At 49.2% G+C, this 16,851-nt stretch carries 14 protein-coding genes, 1 tRNA gene and 1 pseudogene; 8 read left to right on the forward strand and 8 right to left on the reverse strand.

Features of this window, described 5'->3' with window-relative positions; all coding sequences use genetic code 11:
- Positions 1-43 precede the first annotated feature (43 nt).
- The 8 genes and pseudogenes from HER31_RS12250 to HER31_RS12285 all read left to right on the forward strand — a co-directional run bounded on the left by HER31_RS12250 (position 44) and on the right by HER31_RS12285 (position 6,821).
- The gene (locus HER31_RS12250) at positions 44-511 is read left to right on the forward strand and encodes a hypothetical protein (protein ID WP_168660856.1); all 468 of its coding nucleotides are present in this window, start codon (positions 44-46) and stop codon (positions 509-511) included.
- Positions 512-542: 31 nt separating this feature from the next.
- The gene (locus HER31_RS12255) at positions 543-1,976 is read left to right on the forward strand and encodes an ATP-binding protein (RefSeq protein WP_168660857.1); all 1,434 of its coding nucleotides are present in this window, start codon (positions 543-545) and stop codon (positions 1,974-1,976) included.
- Positions 1,966-2,655 carry a response regulator gene (locus HER31_RS12260; RefSeq protein WP_168660858.1) on the forward strand — a complete coding sequence of 230 codons (690 nt, stop codon included), beginning with the start codon at positions 1,966-1,968 and terminating at the stop codon, positions 2,653-2,655. Before HER31_RS12255 ends, HER31_RS12260 begins: the two co-directional genes overlap by 11 nt.
- Positions 2,656-2,749: 94 nt before the next feature.
- On the forward strand, positions 2,750-3,016 hold the full coding sequence (locus HER31_RS12265) for a hypothetical protein (protein ID WP_168660859.1): 267 nt from the start codon (positions 2,750-2,752) through the stop codon (positions 3,014-3,016).
- Between the two features lie 211 nt (positions 3,017-3,227).
- Positions 3,228-3,833 carry a DUF3157 family protein gene (locus HER31_RS12270; RefSeq protein WP_168660860.1) on the forward strand — a complete coding sequence of 202 codons (606 nt, stop codon included), beginning with the start codon at positions 3,228-3,230 and terminating at the stop codon, positions 3,831-3,833.
- Between the two features lie 205 nt (positions 3,834-4,038).
- Positions 4,039-4,356 (forward strand): hypothetical protein, encoded by a 318-nt coding sequence (locus HER31_RS12275; protein ID WP_168660861.1) that lies wholly within the window; start codon positions 4,039-4,041, stop codon positions 4,354-4,356.
- A 121-nt stretch (positions 4,357-4,477) separates the two neighbouring features.
- Positions 4,478-4,835: pseudogene (locus tag HER31_RS12280) on the forward strand (transposase); the annotation flags it as partial.
- A 483-nt stretch (positions 4,836-5,318) separates the two neighbouring features.
- Positions 5,319-6,821: a sigma-54 interaction domain-containing protein gene (locus HER31_RS12285; protein WP_168660862.1), complete on the forward strand. Its 1,503-nt coding sequence runs from the start codon at positions 5,319-5,321 to the stop codon at positions 6,819-6,821.
- 46 nt (positions 6,822-6,867) lie between these two features.
- Here HER31_RS12285 and HER31_RS12290 read toward each other — a convergent pair whose 3' ends face one another.
- The 8 genes from HER31_RS12290 to HER31_RS12325 all read right to left on the reverse strand — a co-directional run bounded on the left by HER31_RS12290 (position 6,868) and on the right by HER31_RS12325 (position 16,809).
- A complete protein-coding gene (locus tag HER31_RS12290) occupies positions 6,868-7,623 on the reverse strand; it encodes a nucleoside-specific channel-forming Tsx family protein (protein WP_168660863.1) in 756 nt (251 codons plus the stop codon).
- Positions 7,624-7,722: 99 nt separating this feature from the next.
- Positions 7,723-8,097 (reverse strand): cytochrome c3 family protein, encoded by a 375-nt coding sequence (locus HER31_RS12295; RefSeq protein ID WP_168660864.1) that lies wholly within the window; start codon positions 8,095-8,097, stop codon positions 7,723-7,725.
- 10 nt (positions 8,098-8,107) lie between these two features.
- On the reverse strand, positions 8,108-9,667 hold the full coding sequence (locus HER31_RS12300; RefSeq protein WP_168660865.1) for a flavocytochrome c: 1,560 nt from the start codon (positions 9,665-9,667) through the stop codon (positions 8,108-8,110).
- 577 nt (positions 9,668-10,244) lie between these two features.
- A tRNA-Trp gene (locus HER31_RS12305) sits at positions 10,245-10,321 on the reverse strand.
- Positions 10,322-10,769: 448 nt separating this feature from the next.
- Positions 10,770-11,717: an NrfD/PsrC family molybdoenzyme membrane anchor subunit gene (gene nrfD / locus HER31_RS12310; RefSeq protein ID WP_168660866.1), complete on the reverse strand. Its 948-nt coding sequence runs from the start codon at positions 11,715-11,717 to the stop codon at positions 10,770-10,772.
- Entirely contained in the window at positions 11,714-12,286 is a 573-nt protein-coding gene (locus HER31_RS12315; protein WP_168660867.1) for a 4Fe-4S dicluster domain-containing protein, read from the reverse strand. The genes nrfD and HER31_RS12315 overlap by 4 nt, the downstream gene beginning before the upstream one ends.
- Before the next feature lie 10 nt (positions 12,287-12,296).
- Positions 12,297-14,576, reverse strand: coding sequence for a thiosulfate reductase PhsA (phsA, locus tag HER31_RS12320; RefSeq protein WP_168660868.1), 2,280 nt, complete (start codon positions 14,574-14,576; stop codon positions 12,297-12,299).
- Between the two features lie 460 nt (positions 14,577-15,036).
- Complete coding sequence (locus HER31_RS12325) at positions 15,037-16,809, reverse strand: sensor histidine kinase (RefSeq protein ID WP_168660869.1); 1,773 nt, start codon at positions 16,807-16,809, stop codon at positions 15,037-15,039.
- Between the last annotated feature and the right edge of the window lie 42 nt (positions 16,810-16,851).

Genomic DNA, 16,851 nt, shown 5'->3' on the forward strand with positions numbered 1-16,851 from the left:
ATAGGTCGCCGGCCCCGCCTTAAAAAGTAAAGGAATCACAACTATGATCAATTCAGTTAGTTCATCGACGTACAGCCAAATGCAGCCAACGCGCCAAACTGAAACCCCAATGAGCGACGAACAAAAGCAGCTTGTTACTGATACGCTGTCCAACTATGACTCAGATAACCTCAGCAGCTCAGACGCTATCGCCATCACCGAAGCCTTTGCCGAAGCGGGCATTAACCCAAGCCAAGAGCTGGCAACGATGATGACCGACACCGGCTTTGATGCCGCCAGCATTGGCGATCAGGCCAAGGCCGGTAATCCACCACCGCCACCACCATCAAGCAGCGAAACAGTTGCAAGCCTCGATATCTCCGATGAGATGGCAACCGAATTAAGTAGCTTACTCGACAGCTATGCCAGTGGTACTCTTTCCGATGAGGCAAAAGCGGAGACATTAACCTCAATTCAAGCCATTTTTGCCCAGACAGCTCCAGAAAACGGACTGGTCGACGTCACTGCTTAACCACGTTCAGCTCCCAATTACAGGTTCATTAATGACGATATCGCATCGACTGCTAACCGCTTTTATCGGCATCACTTTGATGGTGCTTAGCGCCACCTTACTGTTGGCTCGATGGAGCTTTGAATACGGCTTTCTCGACTACGTTAACGCGTTAGAGCAAAACCGCTTACAGCAGTTATCTGAAATCTTAGTTGAGGAGTATCGCAGCGCTGATAACAGCTGGCAGAATGTCGACTTTCACCGCCTCCGCCAGCTACTTCGGCAAGCCAACTTACCCCAACGCATTCCGTTGCCAACTCCGCCGCCGCGAGAGCAGGCGCGTGAGCAGGCGCGAGAGCAGGCGCGGCCGCGCCCACCTTTACCAATGCCACCGCAAACCGTGCTGCTGGATAACGATGGTAATGTGATTGCCGGAGCCATAACCACGCCAGATAAACAGAATCCAATCGTGGTAGCTATCATGGTCGATGGCGTCCGGGTTGGTGAGTTGCATACCGCACCCAAACGCCATTTTGCTACGGCTCAAGAAACTGCGTTTTCACGACAGCAGCTGTCAACCAGTATGGTTATCGCTCTATTCTCTATCGTATTGGCGTTTATCGTTTCCATGTTGGTCACCCGCAAATTTTTAGCCCCTATTAATCGCATCGCCACCGGCGTGGCGAAGCTATCCAATGGCGATTACGACAGTCGCATCCACCAACCCCGTAAAGATGAGTTGGGACAACTTATGGCCGATGTTGACCATCTTGCAGTGGCTCTCAATGAAGCCCAAAATGCCCGCAGAGCATGGTTTGCTAACATATCTCATGAGCTACGAACGCCCACTACGGTATTAGTAGGCGAACTTGAAGCACTGAAAGATGGCGTGCGTCAATTGGATATGAATCAGATTGAATCGTTGTCGCAAGAGGCGCTGCGACTGCAACGCTTGATTGACGATCTCTATCAGTTATCGCTGTCTGAACTGGGAGCCCTTAACTACCACTTTGAATCGCTGGATTTCAGTTATTTGGTTAAGCAACAAGTGGCCAGTCTCAATCGTCAAGCGACACCATTAGGGATAACCATCACCTGTCAGGTTGAGCCACATATTGTAATCAACGGCGACAATCAACGGATCCAACAACTGCTTAGCAACGTGATTCAAAATTCACTGGCCTACACCGATAAACCGGGGCTGATCTCTATCAAACTGGCAGTGCAAAAACAGCGCGTGGTCTTAGTGATAGAAGATACGCCGCCGGGTGTGACTCAAGCCGAGTGCGACAAACTATTTGAACCACTATATAGGCAAGAACAGTCCCGCAGTCGTCGTACCGCCGGCGGTGGGCTAGGGCTCGCTATCTGCACCAACATCGCTAAGGCACACCGAGGCAGCCTAGACGCCAGTCCGTCAAGCTTTGGTGGACTGCAAATGACCTTAACTCTACCAACTCAAAACGAGCAATTTAATGAGCAGTAAACGTCTACTCATCATCGAAGATGAGGCCAAAATCGCCCAACTATTGAAAGACTACTTTGTGTTGGATGGCTATGATGTCTCGCTGTTGTTCGACGGCGCAGATGCCGTTGAAATCATAAGAGCCATGCAGCCAGATTGCGTTATTTTGGATCTGATGTTGCCGGTAAAAGACGGTTTAACCATCTGTAAGGAAGTTCGGCAGTTTTCGGAGGTGCCTATCATTATGGTTACCGCCAGAGTAGACGAAATTGACCGGCTGTTGGGGCTAGAGCTTGGAGCCGACGATTATGTCTGCAAGCCGTTTCTGCCGCGTGAAGTGGTCGCGCGAGTGAAAACCATCTTACGCCGAGTCAATCGGGCGGTCACTCAGGTTAACGATCACAACCAACTCAGTTACCGCGATCTCACGCTGCAGCTCGACCAATATTTGTGCCGCGTTGATGGACAAGCTATCGATCTCACTCCGGTCGAATTTAGGTTACTGCAGACGTTAGTAAAGCAACCTGGGCGAGTATTTTCTCGCGATGCGTTAATGTCGAGCTGCTATCAGGATGACCGTGTCGTCAGTGATCGCACCATCGACAGCCACATCAAAAATTTGCGTAAAAAGATGGTGGCGGTTAAATCGGGCTGTGACTACATCCACTCCATCTACGGCGTTGGTTACAAACTCGACTAGGTGCAACTCCACCATTTCTGCACAATCTCTCCATGTTGACTCTGAGTTGTCTCGATACGCTAACAACTCCTTGAGTCACCATCGGAGCTATTCCATGCCTACTGTTATTCAACTCTGTAAATACACCGCCCTAATTGGGCTGATGCTCTCAACTATCAACGTGGCAACGGCCCGCGATGGCGGTCCTCGTAATGGGCCACCAGAAGAAGCGTTGCAAGCTTGCGTGGAGTTGTCCGAAGGTGACAGTTGTAGCTTTGAAGGTCGCCGTGGCGAGGCCATTGAAGGGCAATGCATCGTGATTAAACAAGAGGACAACGATGGGCTCGCGTGCAAACCAGACTCCGCCCCAGAGCGGCGTTAATCCTAGGCTGAAATCGCCCCTGCAAAATCGGTTTCAGGTTAGCCATGAGCACGGTTTATTAACCTAGGCCGTGTTCGACTTGCTCATTCATTAGCCCAGATGGTGCCAAGCTTCATTATTTTCCCCACTGCAGCAAAAGATCAAACCCCTAAAGCAGCCTTTTCCGTCAACATTTGTTACTTTGTCCACAGTAAAAATTAAGGACTCTGCAATGAAAATCACTAAGTGGATACCGTTACTCGGTGTTATCGCCCTATTCCAAGCCAGCGCCGACCAAACCATTGAGTTAGTCGATGGTCGCCACATCCTGCTGAAAGACAACTTTACTTGGGAATATGTGCCCAAAGCACAACCTGAAGCGTCGGTTAATCCAACAGCAGTGGCTGCTACCAATTTGGCTGCACCCGCTCCCGCACCCGTTGTCGTGCCAGTGGTAACAACGGTCATTCCAGCCAAGAAAACCATAGCCTTTAGCCCTGGTCAATCAAGCAGCATCTTACAAACCGAGCAGTCTGATTACACCGTGGTATTGGCACCACCAAAGTGGGACGGTGATGAGCTTGTTATTCCAACCGAGATTTACAACAACGCGATTCAGCCGTTGATTGAACTGGATCTAAAAGTGGAAATTTACGGTGAAAACGGCCAGCTACTGCATAGCGATGAGTTCCCGGTATGGCGCTCGATCAAGCGTATGGCCAATACCTATCTTCGCCCGGGCCAGAACGAAATCGGCACGGCTATTAAGATAGAATTACCAAAGCAGGGTAAATACAGCATCACGGCCTCGATTAGCGATATAACTACTCGCGGTTAATCTAGGCGTTAACGGTTGAGTACGGCGCAAAGAGCGCGGCTCAACCGTCATGGCCCTACTCTGCACTTCAATCAATTCAGAGCCTATTAGAAAGCCACTACACCATTATTTTTGGTTGTATAATGCAGGCTTAGGCCAACACATTTACATCAGCATGATTACCATAGGCTGATCGTTTCCTCACTTAAAACAGAGCTATTCCCATATGAAGTCTTATTCTGACATTGCTGAATTAATTGAATCGTTAGAGTCTCAAGTTCGTGCCCTCAATGACGAAATTAACACCCTTAAGCAAGAGCCAAAAAGCTTCAACGAGCAGGTGATTTTTAAGTACATCGATACCGGTAGCACCGGCAAAACCAAAGACTTCGTTCGCTCGTTAGAGGTCAAGTCGGATCGCGGAACCCTATATTCATCAGGGGATGTTAGTAAGCTAATTAAGAACGGTGCAGACGATATCTCGCCAGAGCTGCTGGCCATCGCCCGAAAGGTGGTTCATATGAAGAAGAAACAGGGCAAGTAAGCCCGTTACATCGACATATGCCCAGGTGTGGTAGCAATCAACACCGGTAGGTCCCCTCCCCGGCAACTAACTGGTGTCAAAAGTAGAATTTCCTCGCAAATTAAACGCATGAGATTCGAAAGTGAAAAAATCGCGTTATACGGACAGTCTGGTCATTGTCAAGCAAACGGAAGCTGGAACGCCAGTTCCTGAGCTTTGCCGCGAGCATGACATGAACAGCGCCACCTTTTATAAGTGCCGATAGAAATGTGGTGGCATGGATGCTTCCCTAATGGCTCGGATGAAAGAGCTTGAAGAGGAAAAACGACGCCTCAAAAAGATGTATGCCGATGAACACCTCAAGGCCGAGAGCATTCAGGAATCCATGGCCAAGAGTGTTGAAGCCCTTTGAGTGTCGAACGTTTGCTCAGCAGTTAGTAGCTCGCCATGACGTCATTATCAACTATGCCTGTCAGGCATTTTCAGTCAATAAAACTTGTGTAGAAGGCATGAGACCTACCTGAAATGACCTTAAGGTTGCGCCTTCAAAACTACTTTATAGTAAGGTTTAATCGGCATCACCAACGACAACTTATCTATGTGACCAAGCGCTTTCCTGCGATGCTGAGTAACTCTGCAGCTGCTTTTCCGAATTCAAATTTGGTGGTTCGAATTAAGTGAGGTCAAATGTGAGCAATCACCTGCATTAACTCAGAACTGGCATGCCTGTCGCGCCATAGGCAAAACCTATGCGTAAATGACTGCTAGATGTGAGTACTAAGACAAGTGTTCTTTTCACTTGGAACTCTACATTCAGGTGATGTTGAGAGTTTTTGGCAACAAAGTTAAATCATTTACTGTTAGCAATACCCAGCTGTGAGCTGCTCCTAGTTCTGACACGCCAAGTTTCATTTAACCAATATAATCAGCTAGTTGTAAGTATGATGTAGGGAACTAGGAAATTGGAATAAACTTGTGTCTCTATGGAACCGTTAAAGTCTTCAATCCATGATTTAGTGATGGGATTGCCTAGCTTGGATGTCACTGCATCTCTCAGTACTTGCTTCAATCAATTGAAGGCCGTAATGCCCCTTGATGGCATCTACATCAATTACTTTGATAAACAGCAACGCTGTATTTGGCCCATAGCCCAAGTTAATGCGTTGGGAACGGAAAGTCAGTCAGGAAAGATTTCTCTGAATACTTTCATGTGTCAACGTCTGACGTCCAGCCACCGTCCTAGAATGATGGTATTAGCTGATGTTCAGGATGATCCCGTTACCCGTTGGGTTCTAAGCAATTACTTGCCCCAAGCACGCTCCGTAATTCTGGTGCGGTTACTCATTGACGGCGTGCACTGCGGTATTATCGGTTTTTACTCCAACCTAGCCAATCAATACAACGACACGCAAGCTAAGTTACTTCAGCAGTTGCATCGTCATTTTGCGCTTATCGCGGCATTGGAAATCCAACAGCGTCGCCAAGCTGGATCCAATATGTCCTTCCAACGTCGTGGTGTGGATCAGGTCATGGATACTGTGCCTGAGACAGTCATTGGCGAACATAATGGACTTGCGGAAGTGATGCTGAAAGTCAGGAGTGTGGCTCCCACCCGGTGTACGGTACTGATCCAAGGTGAGTCCGGTGTTGGCAAAGAAGTTATCGCTAATGCTATCCATCAACACAGCAACTCTGGGGCGAATTTTGTCCGTGTCAATTGTGGAGCCATTCCTGAGCACCTGATCGATTCCATCTTGTTTGGTCATGAAAAGGGGGCCTTCACCGGGGCGGATCGCCAACACAAAGGATACTTTGAACAGGCCTGCGGCGGAACGCTGTTCTTGGATGAAATTGGCGAGTTGCCGCTAACTGCGCAGGTGAAGTTACTTCGGGTATTGCAAACCAGACGGACCACTCGGGTGGGCGGTACAGGAGAGATCTCAGTCGACTTTCGCCTAATAACGGCGACGCACCGGAACTTGCCGCAGATGATAGCAACGGGCGAATTTCGTCAAGACCTGTGGTACCGAATTAATCTGTTTCCACTAGATGTTCCACCGCTGAGAGAGCGCAAAGAGGATATCCCGCTACTGGCCGAGTATTTTCTGGAATCAGCGATACGGCGTCTGACGGATGACGACCATTCGGGTGTGACCGAATATGATACCGAGCAGCTTATGGAATATTCCTGGCCAGGCAACGTGAGGGAACTACAAAACGTGATTGACCGTGCGGTTATTTCTTCTAGAAATGGCAAGTTAGAATTTGATTTGCGAGGTGAAGTAGCTAGTGTATCTGCGATTACTTCGAGTGCCCCTGTCGACGATATCGAGATCATACCTCTCGATACCATGTTGAGTCAGTACCTGCACCGGGTGTTATTGCTTTGCCATGGCAAAATCCACGGCCCTGGCGGTGCAGCCGAAAGATTGGACGTCAATCCCAACACCTTACGCAGTAAGTTAAAAAAATTTGAGATTATTTGAATTACTCCCCTAGCATCAATGATGTTAGGGGAGTACCTATCTGGATTTAGAAGACGTAACCAATACTGAAACCGTACTCGACACCATCATTGGGAGTGCATCCCCAGCTTTTATAATGCTTTAGGTTAGCTTTGATAAAAACGTCATCAGACAAGTTAGTTGCCATACTCGCGATTATCTGGTGACCGTAGTCTTCGTCGTAATTGAACACAGCCGCATGCTCTTCATCCCGTGCGAACTGCGTGGTGTAATCTAGGCTGAATAACGTGGGCCAATCTAAGAGGGTGTCACGGAAACTCATATTGATGTTACCCACGCCCCCGGAGAAACCGGTGTAGTCCAAATTTTTAAAATCAGATGAACTGTGGGTGTAATGGATACCTACACCGTACTTCAGCTTGACCCCCCCAAAAGCGGCTTTATGTTTCGCGCCTAGGTAAATGTTATCTTCAACTATGTCCTTGTGAGCCACTAGGAAGTTTTGACCCCAGAACTGGAAGGCGCTATTGCCCAAATCATGGTGAAAAATCGTCAAGGCTTTGGTTGCCATCCGCTTGTCACCGGCAATATTGTCCGGATTTTCGAGCTTAATCATCTGGAACAGACTCTGCTCGGCTTTCACCGCGATGTGATTAAACGACATAAAAGGCTGGTCAAGGGCACCAGGGTTATCGTCTTTGGTAGTGTCGCTAAAGCCCATGTAACCAATTTCGAAGGAAGTCTTAGTGAACTCAGCGGCCGTGGTGTACGGGGTGGTTGTCGCTACAATTGCGGCGATCAACAGTGGGGCATTAATTTTCATCAATTTAGATCTTTTATTGTTGCCCTTCCGCACTCCTAATGGAGTGTAGGAAGAGGAGTAGTTATTTAATTAATGGCAGTTCGTCATCAGCCTTAGCCTTTAACGGATCATGGCCGGGTACTCGAACTCATGGCAGTGGTTACAGTAAATCTCGGATTTCTGGTGCTCTGCGTGGCAATAACTGCAGGCAAGGTCCTGACCGTAGTGCAAAGAATCGTGCGGGTTTGGCTCGACGGTATGGTCGTGACTGTCACGGGCGGTTGCTTCCGCCAAATCGGCCTTGGAGCCGTGACAGGCAATGCAGGCGTCTTCAGACGGCACATTAAAATCCTTCTGGCTGTCGTGGCAAATGGTGCAATCAACTTTACCGTTTTCGGACATAATCTCTTGGTGATGAGATTTAATTGGGTTGGCCACTACCACTGGGGTTGCGAACACAGTGATAAGTACCAGAGATACTAATGTCTTTTTCATGATGGAATCCTTAAGCCTGTTTCAGGGTGACAGAGTTCTTATTAGCAATATTTCGCGCAGCGTTGCGTCCCGTCACTACTCCCTCTGCGATAGCGCACCCCCCCAAGCGGGAGGCTCCATGGATTCCACCAGTTGCCTCGCCAGCGGCGTATAGACCTTCAATGTGCTGATCGGTCAACAATGCCAACACTTCACTCTTAGCATTAACCCGTACCCCCCCCATGCAATAATGCACTTTTGGCCACATGCGAACGGCGTACCAAGGACCGAGATTTAGTTCGATTGCAGAGGCTAGAGGACGGCCAAACTGTTCATCTTTGCCTTGACGAACGTACTTATTCCAGTCGGCAACCTGCTGTTTCAATGCTTCGGCTGGCATATCGTACAGGCTGGCCAAATCGTCTAGGTTTTCTGCTTTTTTAATTACGTCGTACTTGAGGCCCCACTCTAGGGTTTGGGCGCGGCTCGCTCCTTCGGCATTGGTGAAACCGATGGGGTACACCGGCTGACCCTTTTCATCTCGGTTTTGCATAATCTTGGTAGCGCGCTCACGACGGTCTGCCAGCTCGTTGAAGTAACGCTGGCCACTACGAGGATCAACCACTATGCCCTTGGGGAAGGTGCCGATGGTGTTGAACTGAGAAGCAGTACCGAAGCCTTTTTCATCTGGAGAGGTCCAGGGACCAAGCTGGATTTGATCCAGATGCACTGGGTTGGCTCCCAGTAGCATCATTTGTTTCAAAGCATCGGCGTTGGCACCTGGATGGTTGGTGGAGGTCAGCTCATCGGTCATCTTAGGCTGGTGGATTTGGCGGAAGGCGATGTCCTGACCGAAGCCGCCGGTGGCCATAATCACACCTTTGCGGGCACCGAAGCGTTTTGCTTCACCACTGCTGGGACGTTCATAACGGTGGTTCACCAAAGCGTTAAAACCAATCACACGACCAGAGTCGTCAGTAATGAAGCTTTCCAGCTTGGTTTGTTTTTTCATCTCAACCCCTTTGGCCTCAGCGGCTTTAATCAGAGGGCGAATGATTCCTGCGCCGGAGCTTTGCTTGGCTTGCAAAATCCGAGGAACGGAGTGACCACCAAAGTGCTGAACAAAAGGCTTCCATTCAACACCGAAACCTTCTAACCAGATGGCTGAGGAAGCTGTGTCCTGACAGACCAATTTCAGCATTTCGACGTCGTTCATACCACGTCCAGACTCCAACATGTCCTGAACCATCAACTCAACGCTATCGCTGATGCCTTTTTCCTTCTGAGTTGCGGAACCAGCGATGGCCATAGCACCACCGTTTATAGTGGAGTTACCGCCAAATACCGGCATTTTGTCGACCACAAGGACGCTCTGCCCTTCTTCGGCAGCTTGGACTGCAGCGGACATTCCGGCAAATCCAGAGCCTACGACAATGACGTCGTAGACATGGTCGAAGGCTTGGTCCCCTTTGTTAGCACAAGGGGTTGCGAGCGTAGTTCCAGTTGCAGCAGTGGCACCCACTCCAGCGGCGAGAGTAATGCTCTTTTTTAGCATCGAACGACGAGCGTGGTTACATTCAGACTTGCTCATTACAATGGTTCTCCTGATAGGCAAGTAAAACAATCAGAAGTAGAAGAGCGAGAACTGTGCCAATCTTTAAAATGGGCTTTTTGCCACTTTTGTTGTGATCTGGTTATCGCAATAAACGATATTTCGTTAATTTGAAATTGTGAAATATCGTAATTGTGAAATGGCGTGATTACTGAGAGCTGGATGATGTAGGGTGAAAATACTCACAACTAGACTACGGCAATGGATATTGCCGTTATCACTGCAACTATTGCATTCAGCACCCTGTTGGGGGCCACAAGCAAAGTTCTAGATAGAGTCATCGACAGTACTTCTCTACTGTCATTACTCAAGCTTGGAGATTTTAAATAAAACTCGTCAGGCGGTGTTTTAGCTCGCTAAAAATACGACATCTAAAATCTTAGCTGTGGTTTACCCTAGCCGGATATGAACCTCAATGGCATTTGGAAGATCATATCGCGGTAGTCCGACCGGAAGGTGGCGGCAGTTGCTCCAAATACCGCTTCAAATCAACGAGGTTTTCACAAATCGCAGACACAAAAAAGCCCGCACACTGTGCGGGCTCTTTCGTAAAATATGGCAGGGGTAGAGAGATTCGAACTCCCAACACCCGGATTTGGAATCCGGTGCTCTACCAATTGGAGCTATACCCCTAAACAACGAAGCCAATTCTAAAGATGACGGAGAAAAGGTAAAGCACTTTTTAACAAATGCCTCATCAACCGCTCACTATCACAGCACTCTGTGCTATTTACCAGCACGAAAACGAAAAATGAGCCGCATAACCTGTATTGCCAATGCCGTGATAACTAGGCACCTGAATCAATACCGACTGCATCTATTCCTTTTTCGCTGTTGTTAGCCTTAGCTAACATGGCGACACGCTAGCTACATCTGCTCTATCTCGCAGCAACCTATCCTCATCGCCATTATGACCCTAGCGATTCTGCGCCTGCTGATAACAGACAAATTAACGTAGCGGTGGCCACCGATTTCATTACCCGAAGCTGCATCAGCGCGACCAAACAACAAAAAGCCAGCGGCTTATGCGGCTGGCTTTAACTGTTGCTGCTGGCTCGCTTACGCTACCAGCCAATTACTATTAACTAATGTACATCTGTCCGGCGTATACCACGAAGTGGCGCAGGGCTAATACCCCTAAAATGGTGCAGCTTGATACGCCAATCAAAAAGGCTTTACTGTGACGCCAAGCTACCGGCGCTAAAGTACTGGCTAGTACCGGCACCGCAAGGCCCAAACCAACCACCCCAAACCAGAATACCTGTGCCCAAACACCGCTGCTGATGGCAGCCGTTGCCGCCTGTGCCGCTGGCCCAGAGAAGTTCAAACCAACAAACAGCAGCACCAAACAAAGCGCTTCATTAAAGGCCACTGGGTACTCAATGCGGTGTACCTGCTCAATGCAGTCTGAGTCAGATTTATTGAAAGCCAGCGTTGCCAGCAGAATATTACTGGCTGAACCCATAGATAGTGCTGACGCCAAGAACAATGCAGGCAACACCGCTGTATTGAGGATCGGGTAGCTGATCATCGCCGACAATAGGAAGCCGGTGTAAATTGCCACGCCAATGGCTAACACAAACATCAGCTTTAATAGCGGTTGCTCTATCACCCTTAGTACGTTGATCAGGCCCGTAAGTGCCGGCACACGTTCAAGCAGAACTTGCTGAAACACCAGTGCAAAATAGACAAACATCAACGGGATGTAGAGCAACAGTACCAATACCCCCCACGCCATCACTGAAGTTAGGTTGTAGTTAAGTAAAATAAGATAAAAATCAAAAGGTTTCGTTAGATCGAAAACCAATAATGCCATGCCAGCACAGATTGCCGCTGGGCCGATAATCGCCGACGCCTTAATTACCGGCAGGCCTTCAACCGGTAGGCCTCGACTGCGCTTATACCAGCGTAAGCCGATGGCCACCATTACTGAGCCAGCAGACAAACCAGCCATAAATAGATAGACCGCGATCATCCAGTTCCAAACAACTGGATCATATTGTTCCATTGAGCCCCAGATATTGTTCATTGGTTGATCCCTCCGCGTTTTCCTGGAATACGGTACACCCGTGGCTTGGTACCTAGGTGTGCTTTGTCTTGGAAGTGGATACGAGTATCAAGCAGCTGGGCGACATCACTACTTGGATCGTTAGCATCACCAAAGGTCAACGCATCGGTTGGGCATACACTTACGCACGCCGGTTGTTTGCCTTCGGCCAAGCGACTGTGTTTACAGAAATCGCATTTATCAGGCACCCGAGTTTCTGGGTTGATAAAGCGTACCTTGTACGGGCATGCCGCGATGCAGTATTGGCAGCCAACGCATTTGTCCTTGTTAATGCTGATAATGCCGTCATCGCCAACGTATGCGGCGCCGGTAGGACAGACCTCAACACAAGGGGCATTCTCACACTGCTGGCACGATACTCGGTGGTACTTAAAGTGGAGATCTGGGTAGTGACCATGAGGGCCTTCAATCCGAACCTGAATTCGAGTTACCGCATCAGGGGTGCTGTTCTCACTTCGGCAGGCGACATTACAGGCCTGACAACCGATGCACTTGTTCTCGTCGTGCACCATTACATAACGTTTAGTCATTGGTTACTCCTCAGGCCTTAGCCACGCTGACACCGGCGGTGTGTAGGCTCATGCCAGTTACCGGTGAGATAACGTGAGGCAGTAGGTTGCCGCAATGCACGCCACGACCGTATGCACGAGCCAGTTCTTTGTTCTTTGAGCCAAATCCCATGTAAGCAAACACGGTGTCTGGGCGGATGCCTGGCGTCACCAGTGCAACCCCATGCTCTTCGCCAGTATCGTTGTAGAGGCGGATCTTATCGCCAGACTTAATGCCCATATGACCTGCGGTAATCGGGTTAATCCACACCGCGTTGTCGTTCATTAGGTTGGCTAAGTACGGCACATTGTGGGTTGCGCCATTGGTGTGAACGGCCACCTTACCTTGAATGAAAAACAGTTGATTCGGCTGCTTTAGCGTTACCTCGCGATAACGAATCACACCGCGTCCCGGCGCCATCGTTTCAATCTTGGTTGAACTAAGCTCTATCTTGCCGCTTGGGGTTTTAAACTTAAGGGCGCTGGCGTAGCTGCCATCCTCATCCGCCACCCGAGCTTTGCTATGGGTCGCTTGGAACTTGGCTACGTAGCTTGGTTCGCGCAGCAACAGCGGCACGCCGTAGCTGATATAACCTTGCCGTTTAATCTCTTGCAGCAACTTAGCGTCTTTCTTGGTCTGTACCAGCTGCAGGCTTTCCATGGTTTCCCATGGGAAGAACTTGCCTAAGCCAAGCGCGTGGCCAATCTGCTGCCAGATCTGCCACGACGGGCGCGTATCACCGATGGTTTCAACCACCCGTTGACGCACGTAGTAGGCTGGCGATTTGCTGGATTTATCAAAGATCTCTTCGTCACGCTCGAGATAGGTTGATTCCGGCAGAATCACGTCGGCATAGGCGGCGCTTTCACTCACGTATAGATCACAGCAAACGACAAACTCCATCTGCTTCATCGCTTCCACAACGCGGGCGCGATCGGTCATGGTTTGCATTGGATTGGAGCGGCTAATCACCCAACCTTTTAGTTGATATGGTTTGCTCTCCAACGCTGCATCCAATATCGACTGATAGACTCCACCTTTTGACCAAGTCATAGCGAACTGCTGATCGACTTGATCGATGCGTTTCGCGGTAATGGTTGGCATGCCGTCAACTCCAGGTTTACCTAAGGTTGGGGCGGCGTCATCACCGGCAAATTGATTGTAGGTTTTGGCTTTCTTTGCGAAGAACAGGCCACCTTTCCGTTCAAGGTTGCCAATCAATACATTGGCTGCATACAGCGCACGCCGAAGTTCAAACTCTTCTGGGGTAAAGGTGGTTCGGTGGCCGTAGTCCACCAGTGCATGGGGTGCTGCTGCCGCTAACTCGTGAGCAATACGGCGAATGTCAGCTGCAGGAACTTCACAGATCCGTTCGGCCCACTCTGGGGTGTACTGCTTAACTTCGTCGGCAAACTCATCAAAGCCAGCAACGTACTTCTCAACAAAATCATGGTCATATAAATTATCGTTAATCAGCACATGGCACAGTGATAATGCCACCGCGATATCGGTTCCCGGCTTGATGGGATACCACTTGTCGGCCTTGTCAGCAACGATAGAGAAACGTGGCTCAAACACCACCAGTTTGGCTTTACCCTTGGTCTGCGCTTTCATCAAACCGCGGGTTTCCGACATGTTGATACCTTCGTACAGGTTATGACCAAAGTTAATAATATACTTGGCCCCACCTAAATCACGCTTTACACCTCCGCCGTACATCGCCGATGCAGCGTATTTGTATGCTCCTGGGCAAGTACTTGCATGAGTAAAGGTATTTGGGCTACCAAACGCATGAGCAAGGTGGAATAGATACTTATGTTGGGAACCAGATTTAGATGAAAAGGCAACGCTTTCAGCGCCATACTTCTGCTTGATGCCATTCAATTTTTCGGCAATCAGTTGATAGGCTTCGTGCCATTCAATCTCTTGCCATTGGCCTTCACCACGCTCGCCAACCCGCTTAAGCGGCTTGACCAATCGTTGCGGATCATACAAAAGGCTGTGACCAGCACCGCCGCGAGCGCAGACGGCACCGCCAAATGATTTGGCAGCGGCATTACCAAGAATGGAAACGTTTTTACCATTAATGACACGTGCCGAGATCGGGCAACGCGTTGAACACATCTCGCAGATACTGTTTACTTCGCTGCCAACCGGTTTAAGGCTTTGTTGTTCAAAGGCTGCAAGGGTTCCCGGTAGGGTTGCAACTAATGCACATCCAGCAGTACTGGCACCGGCTCCCTTGAGGAAGCTACGTCTATCCAGTTTCATCTTAATCTCCCAAGCCGGCCACGCCAGCGTGATTTTCATTGTCGAGATTAAGTGTCTAAAACTAACCGGTGGTTAACTATTGTGGTCGACCACATGATTGCGATGATAAAAGCTAAAGTGTGACTCAGCTCAATAATTGACCGCCATGTTAGAGCGTATTTTTATGGCTGTGTACCAACTAAGTGTTGTTCTTCCATTACTGTTAAAGCATCGACTAGGCGAGTTTTGATACAAGGGCAAAGCACTACCGCCGTTGACCTTCTGCCGCATTGGAGCACTCCAGCGAAGTGTTTGGGATTGCGACCTAAGGCAAAGGAGGATTCCAAAGGGGCGGAGCTCCCCCCCTTAATACATACAAGAATGCGCCGTCGCCACCGCCACATATTCCCCTAAACGCACCGAAATCGGTGCAGCCGAAAGCTTAAGAAAACTGCAACTGCTGACTACAACACAGCCATTTTTATTGTGCTGACACTGCTGCTCGGAGCAAGGTAATGGCGACCTCACAACCACGATGCGATTCCACCGTATCGTCGTCAAGATTAACTACAGTAAACGTACCTTGCTGTTGGGAAATCAGCTCACGGCAGATAGCTAAACCAAGTCCGAGTCCATCCTCTTTGGTGGTGATGAACGAATCCATCATTTTGTCAGGGTCATCGCTAAAGCCTGGCCCGGTATCGGCAATAGTGATCCGAAGTTGCGACTCTTCAAAATGTTGAACTATGGTGATGGTGCCTTGCGCGTCGGGCCGCATCGCATCTACAGCATTTTTTAGCACGTTAACCAGCACCTGTTGCATCGCAACCTTATCGGCCATAACAAAAAAGGGTTCGCCGATATAACGTTGCTCAATCTCGATCTGGTTACGCTGAAACTCCACCTCAAGTAACGCTAAACTGTCCTCGAGTACGGTTAGCATATTGGTACGTTCTATCACCGTTTTATGGCGCTTTAATAACCCCCGAATTCGGTTAACAACGGCGCTCGCTCGTTGCGTTTGCGTGGCTATTTTGTCTAACAGATCAAGCTGCTGTGGATCCGGATTATCAACCAGCTGTAATCGGATCTGACCACCCTCGCAATAATTGCTGATTGCCGCTAACGGCTGGTTCAGCTCATGTGCAAGGCCAGAGCCAATCTCACCCAATACCGCAGTGCTATGCAGTTTTTCTAGTTGTATGGTTTGTTGTTGTAGTTGGCGTTCGCTGTTGATCAACTCTTCGCTTTGACGCCGTACCTTATATTCGATCCAAAAGTGATACAGGGTGGCAATCAACCACAGCAGCAACGCCCCAATAGCCCAATGCTGATTTTCATCTAACCAACGCATTAACGACGACGGCGCAGAGGTTTGCCGATGCTCAAATTCCAAGTCAGAAAAGAGCTTAATAACCGCCAATTGGCTGATAGGCGACGTCCAGCCAGCATTCCCAGAGCTGATGGAAACCGGGTCGTCTGGGGTTAATGCCAGCAATGCCTGAGTAAGTTGCTCACGAATAGGGGTAGCGACACTATCTATCGCTGCAAACGACCAATTAGGGTAAAGCTCTGTGCTGGTTTGGCAGTCGTACCCCGGCGGCTGACTGCGGTTAATAACGCGATAGTCATCCAGCCGCACCTTACCGGCAGCAACCATATCTTCAAGAGTGCAAAAGGCTGTAATGGCAGCGTCTGCTGTGCCATCGCGAACATTGTAGATAAGTGGGTCAAGAGGGAAACCAAGGAAGCGGACGTTATCAAAGAACTTTTGCGGTTCCTCAATACCTCGTTGTTTAATCAACCCAAGCGCGGCTTGATAGCCTCCAAGCGCATGAAAGCCGCTGGCAACCACCGACTTACCTTGCAGATCATACAAGGTGCGGTAAGGGCTGTCGGCTCGAACCAAGATAGCGGCACCAATGGCATTAGTCGTATGGTTATGGCGCTGTGACCGCATAGTCGCTAACCACGACAACGGGAAACGCTTAGATAGGTACAGGTATTGCCCCGGATTGGTAATAATAAAGCTGATTTGATCATTCGCAAGGGCGTGTTGCAGCTCATCAAAAGTCCCTGATTGGATCTCAAAATGAACCCCTTCAACCCGTTCAGATAGGTGCTCCATTAATGGTTGCCAACGTTGGTTAACATACTGATGTCCCCAGTTTGCTAATACCCCAACACGCAACAGTTGGCTTGGTTCAGCCTGTACCGTATTAACCCAGCTTAACCATAACCAAAGTAACGCCAATATCGCTCGTTTACCCACAGTGCTACCTGTTATCTATCGAAA

It is taken from the genome of Ferrimonas lipolytica (assembly GCF_012295575.1).
In the GTDB taxonomy this organism is placed as follows: domain Bacteria; phylum Pseudomonadota; class Gammaproteobacteria; order Enterobacterales; family Shewanellaceae; genus Ferrimonas; species Ferrimonas lipolytica.

Bases quoted from the DNA above. Each gene is read 5' to 3' on its own strand.
- HER31_RS12290 (WP_168660863.1), bottom strand. From the start codon at position 7,623: ATGAAAATTAATGCCCCACTGTTGATCGCCGCAATTGTAGCGACAACC.
- HER31_RS12270 (WP_168660860.1), top strand. From the start codon at position 3,228: ATGAAAATCACTAAGTGGATACCGTTACTCGGTGTTATCGCCCTATTC.
- HER31_RS12285 (WP_168660862.1), top strand. From the start codon at position 5,319: ATGGAACCGTTAAAGTCTTCAATCCATGATTTAGTGATGGGATTGCCT.
- HER31_RS12295 (WP_168660864.1), bottom strand. From the start codon at position 8,097: ATGAAAAAGACATTAGTATCTCTGGTACTTATCACTGTGTTCGCAACC.
- HER31_RS12250 (WP_168660856.1), top strand. From the start codon at position 44: ATGATCAATTCAGTTAGTTCATCGACGTACAGCCAAATGCAGCCAACG.
- HER31_RS12300 (WP_168660865.1), bottom strand. From the start codon at position 9,667: ATGAGCAAGTCTGAATGTAACCACGCTCGTCGTTCGATGCTAAAAAAG.
- HER31_RS12255 (WP_168660857.1), top strand. From the start codon at position 543: ATGACGATATCGCATCGACTGCTAACCGCTTTTATCGGCATCACTTTG.
- HER31_RS12275 (WP_168660861.1), top strand. From the start codon at position 4,039: ATGAAGTCTTATTCTGACATTGCTGAATTAATTGAATCGTTAGAGTCT.
- HER31_RS12260 (WP_168660858.1), top strand. From the start codon at position 1,966: ATGAGCAGTAAACGTCTACTCATCATCGAAGATGAGGCCAAAATCGCC.
- HER31_RS12315 (WP_168660867.1), bottom strand. From the start codon at position 12,286: ATGACTAAACGTTATGTAATGGTGCACGACGAGAACAAGTGCATCGGT.
- HER31_RS12265 (WP_168660859.1), top strand. From the start codon at position 2,750: ATGCCTACTGTTATTCAACTCTGTAAATACACCGCCCTAATTGGGCTG.
- nrfD (WP_168660866.1), bottom strand. From the start codon at position 11,717: ATGAACAATATCTGGGGCTCAATGGAACAATATGATCCAGTTGTTTGG.
- phsA (WP_168660868.1), bottom strand. From the start codon at position 14,576: ATGAAACTGGATAGACGTAGCTTCCTCAAGGGAGCCGGTGCCAGTACT.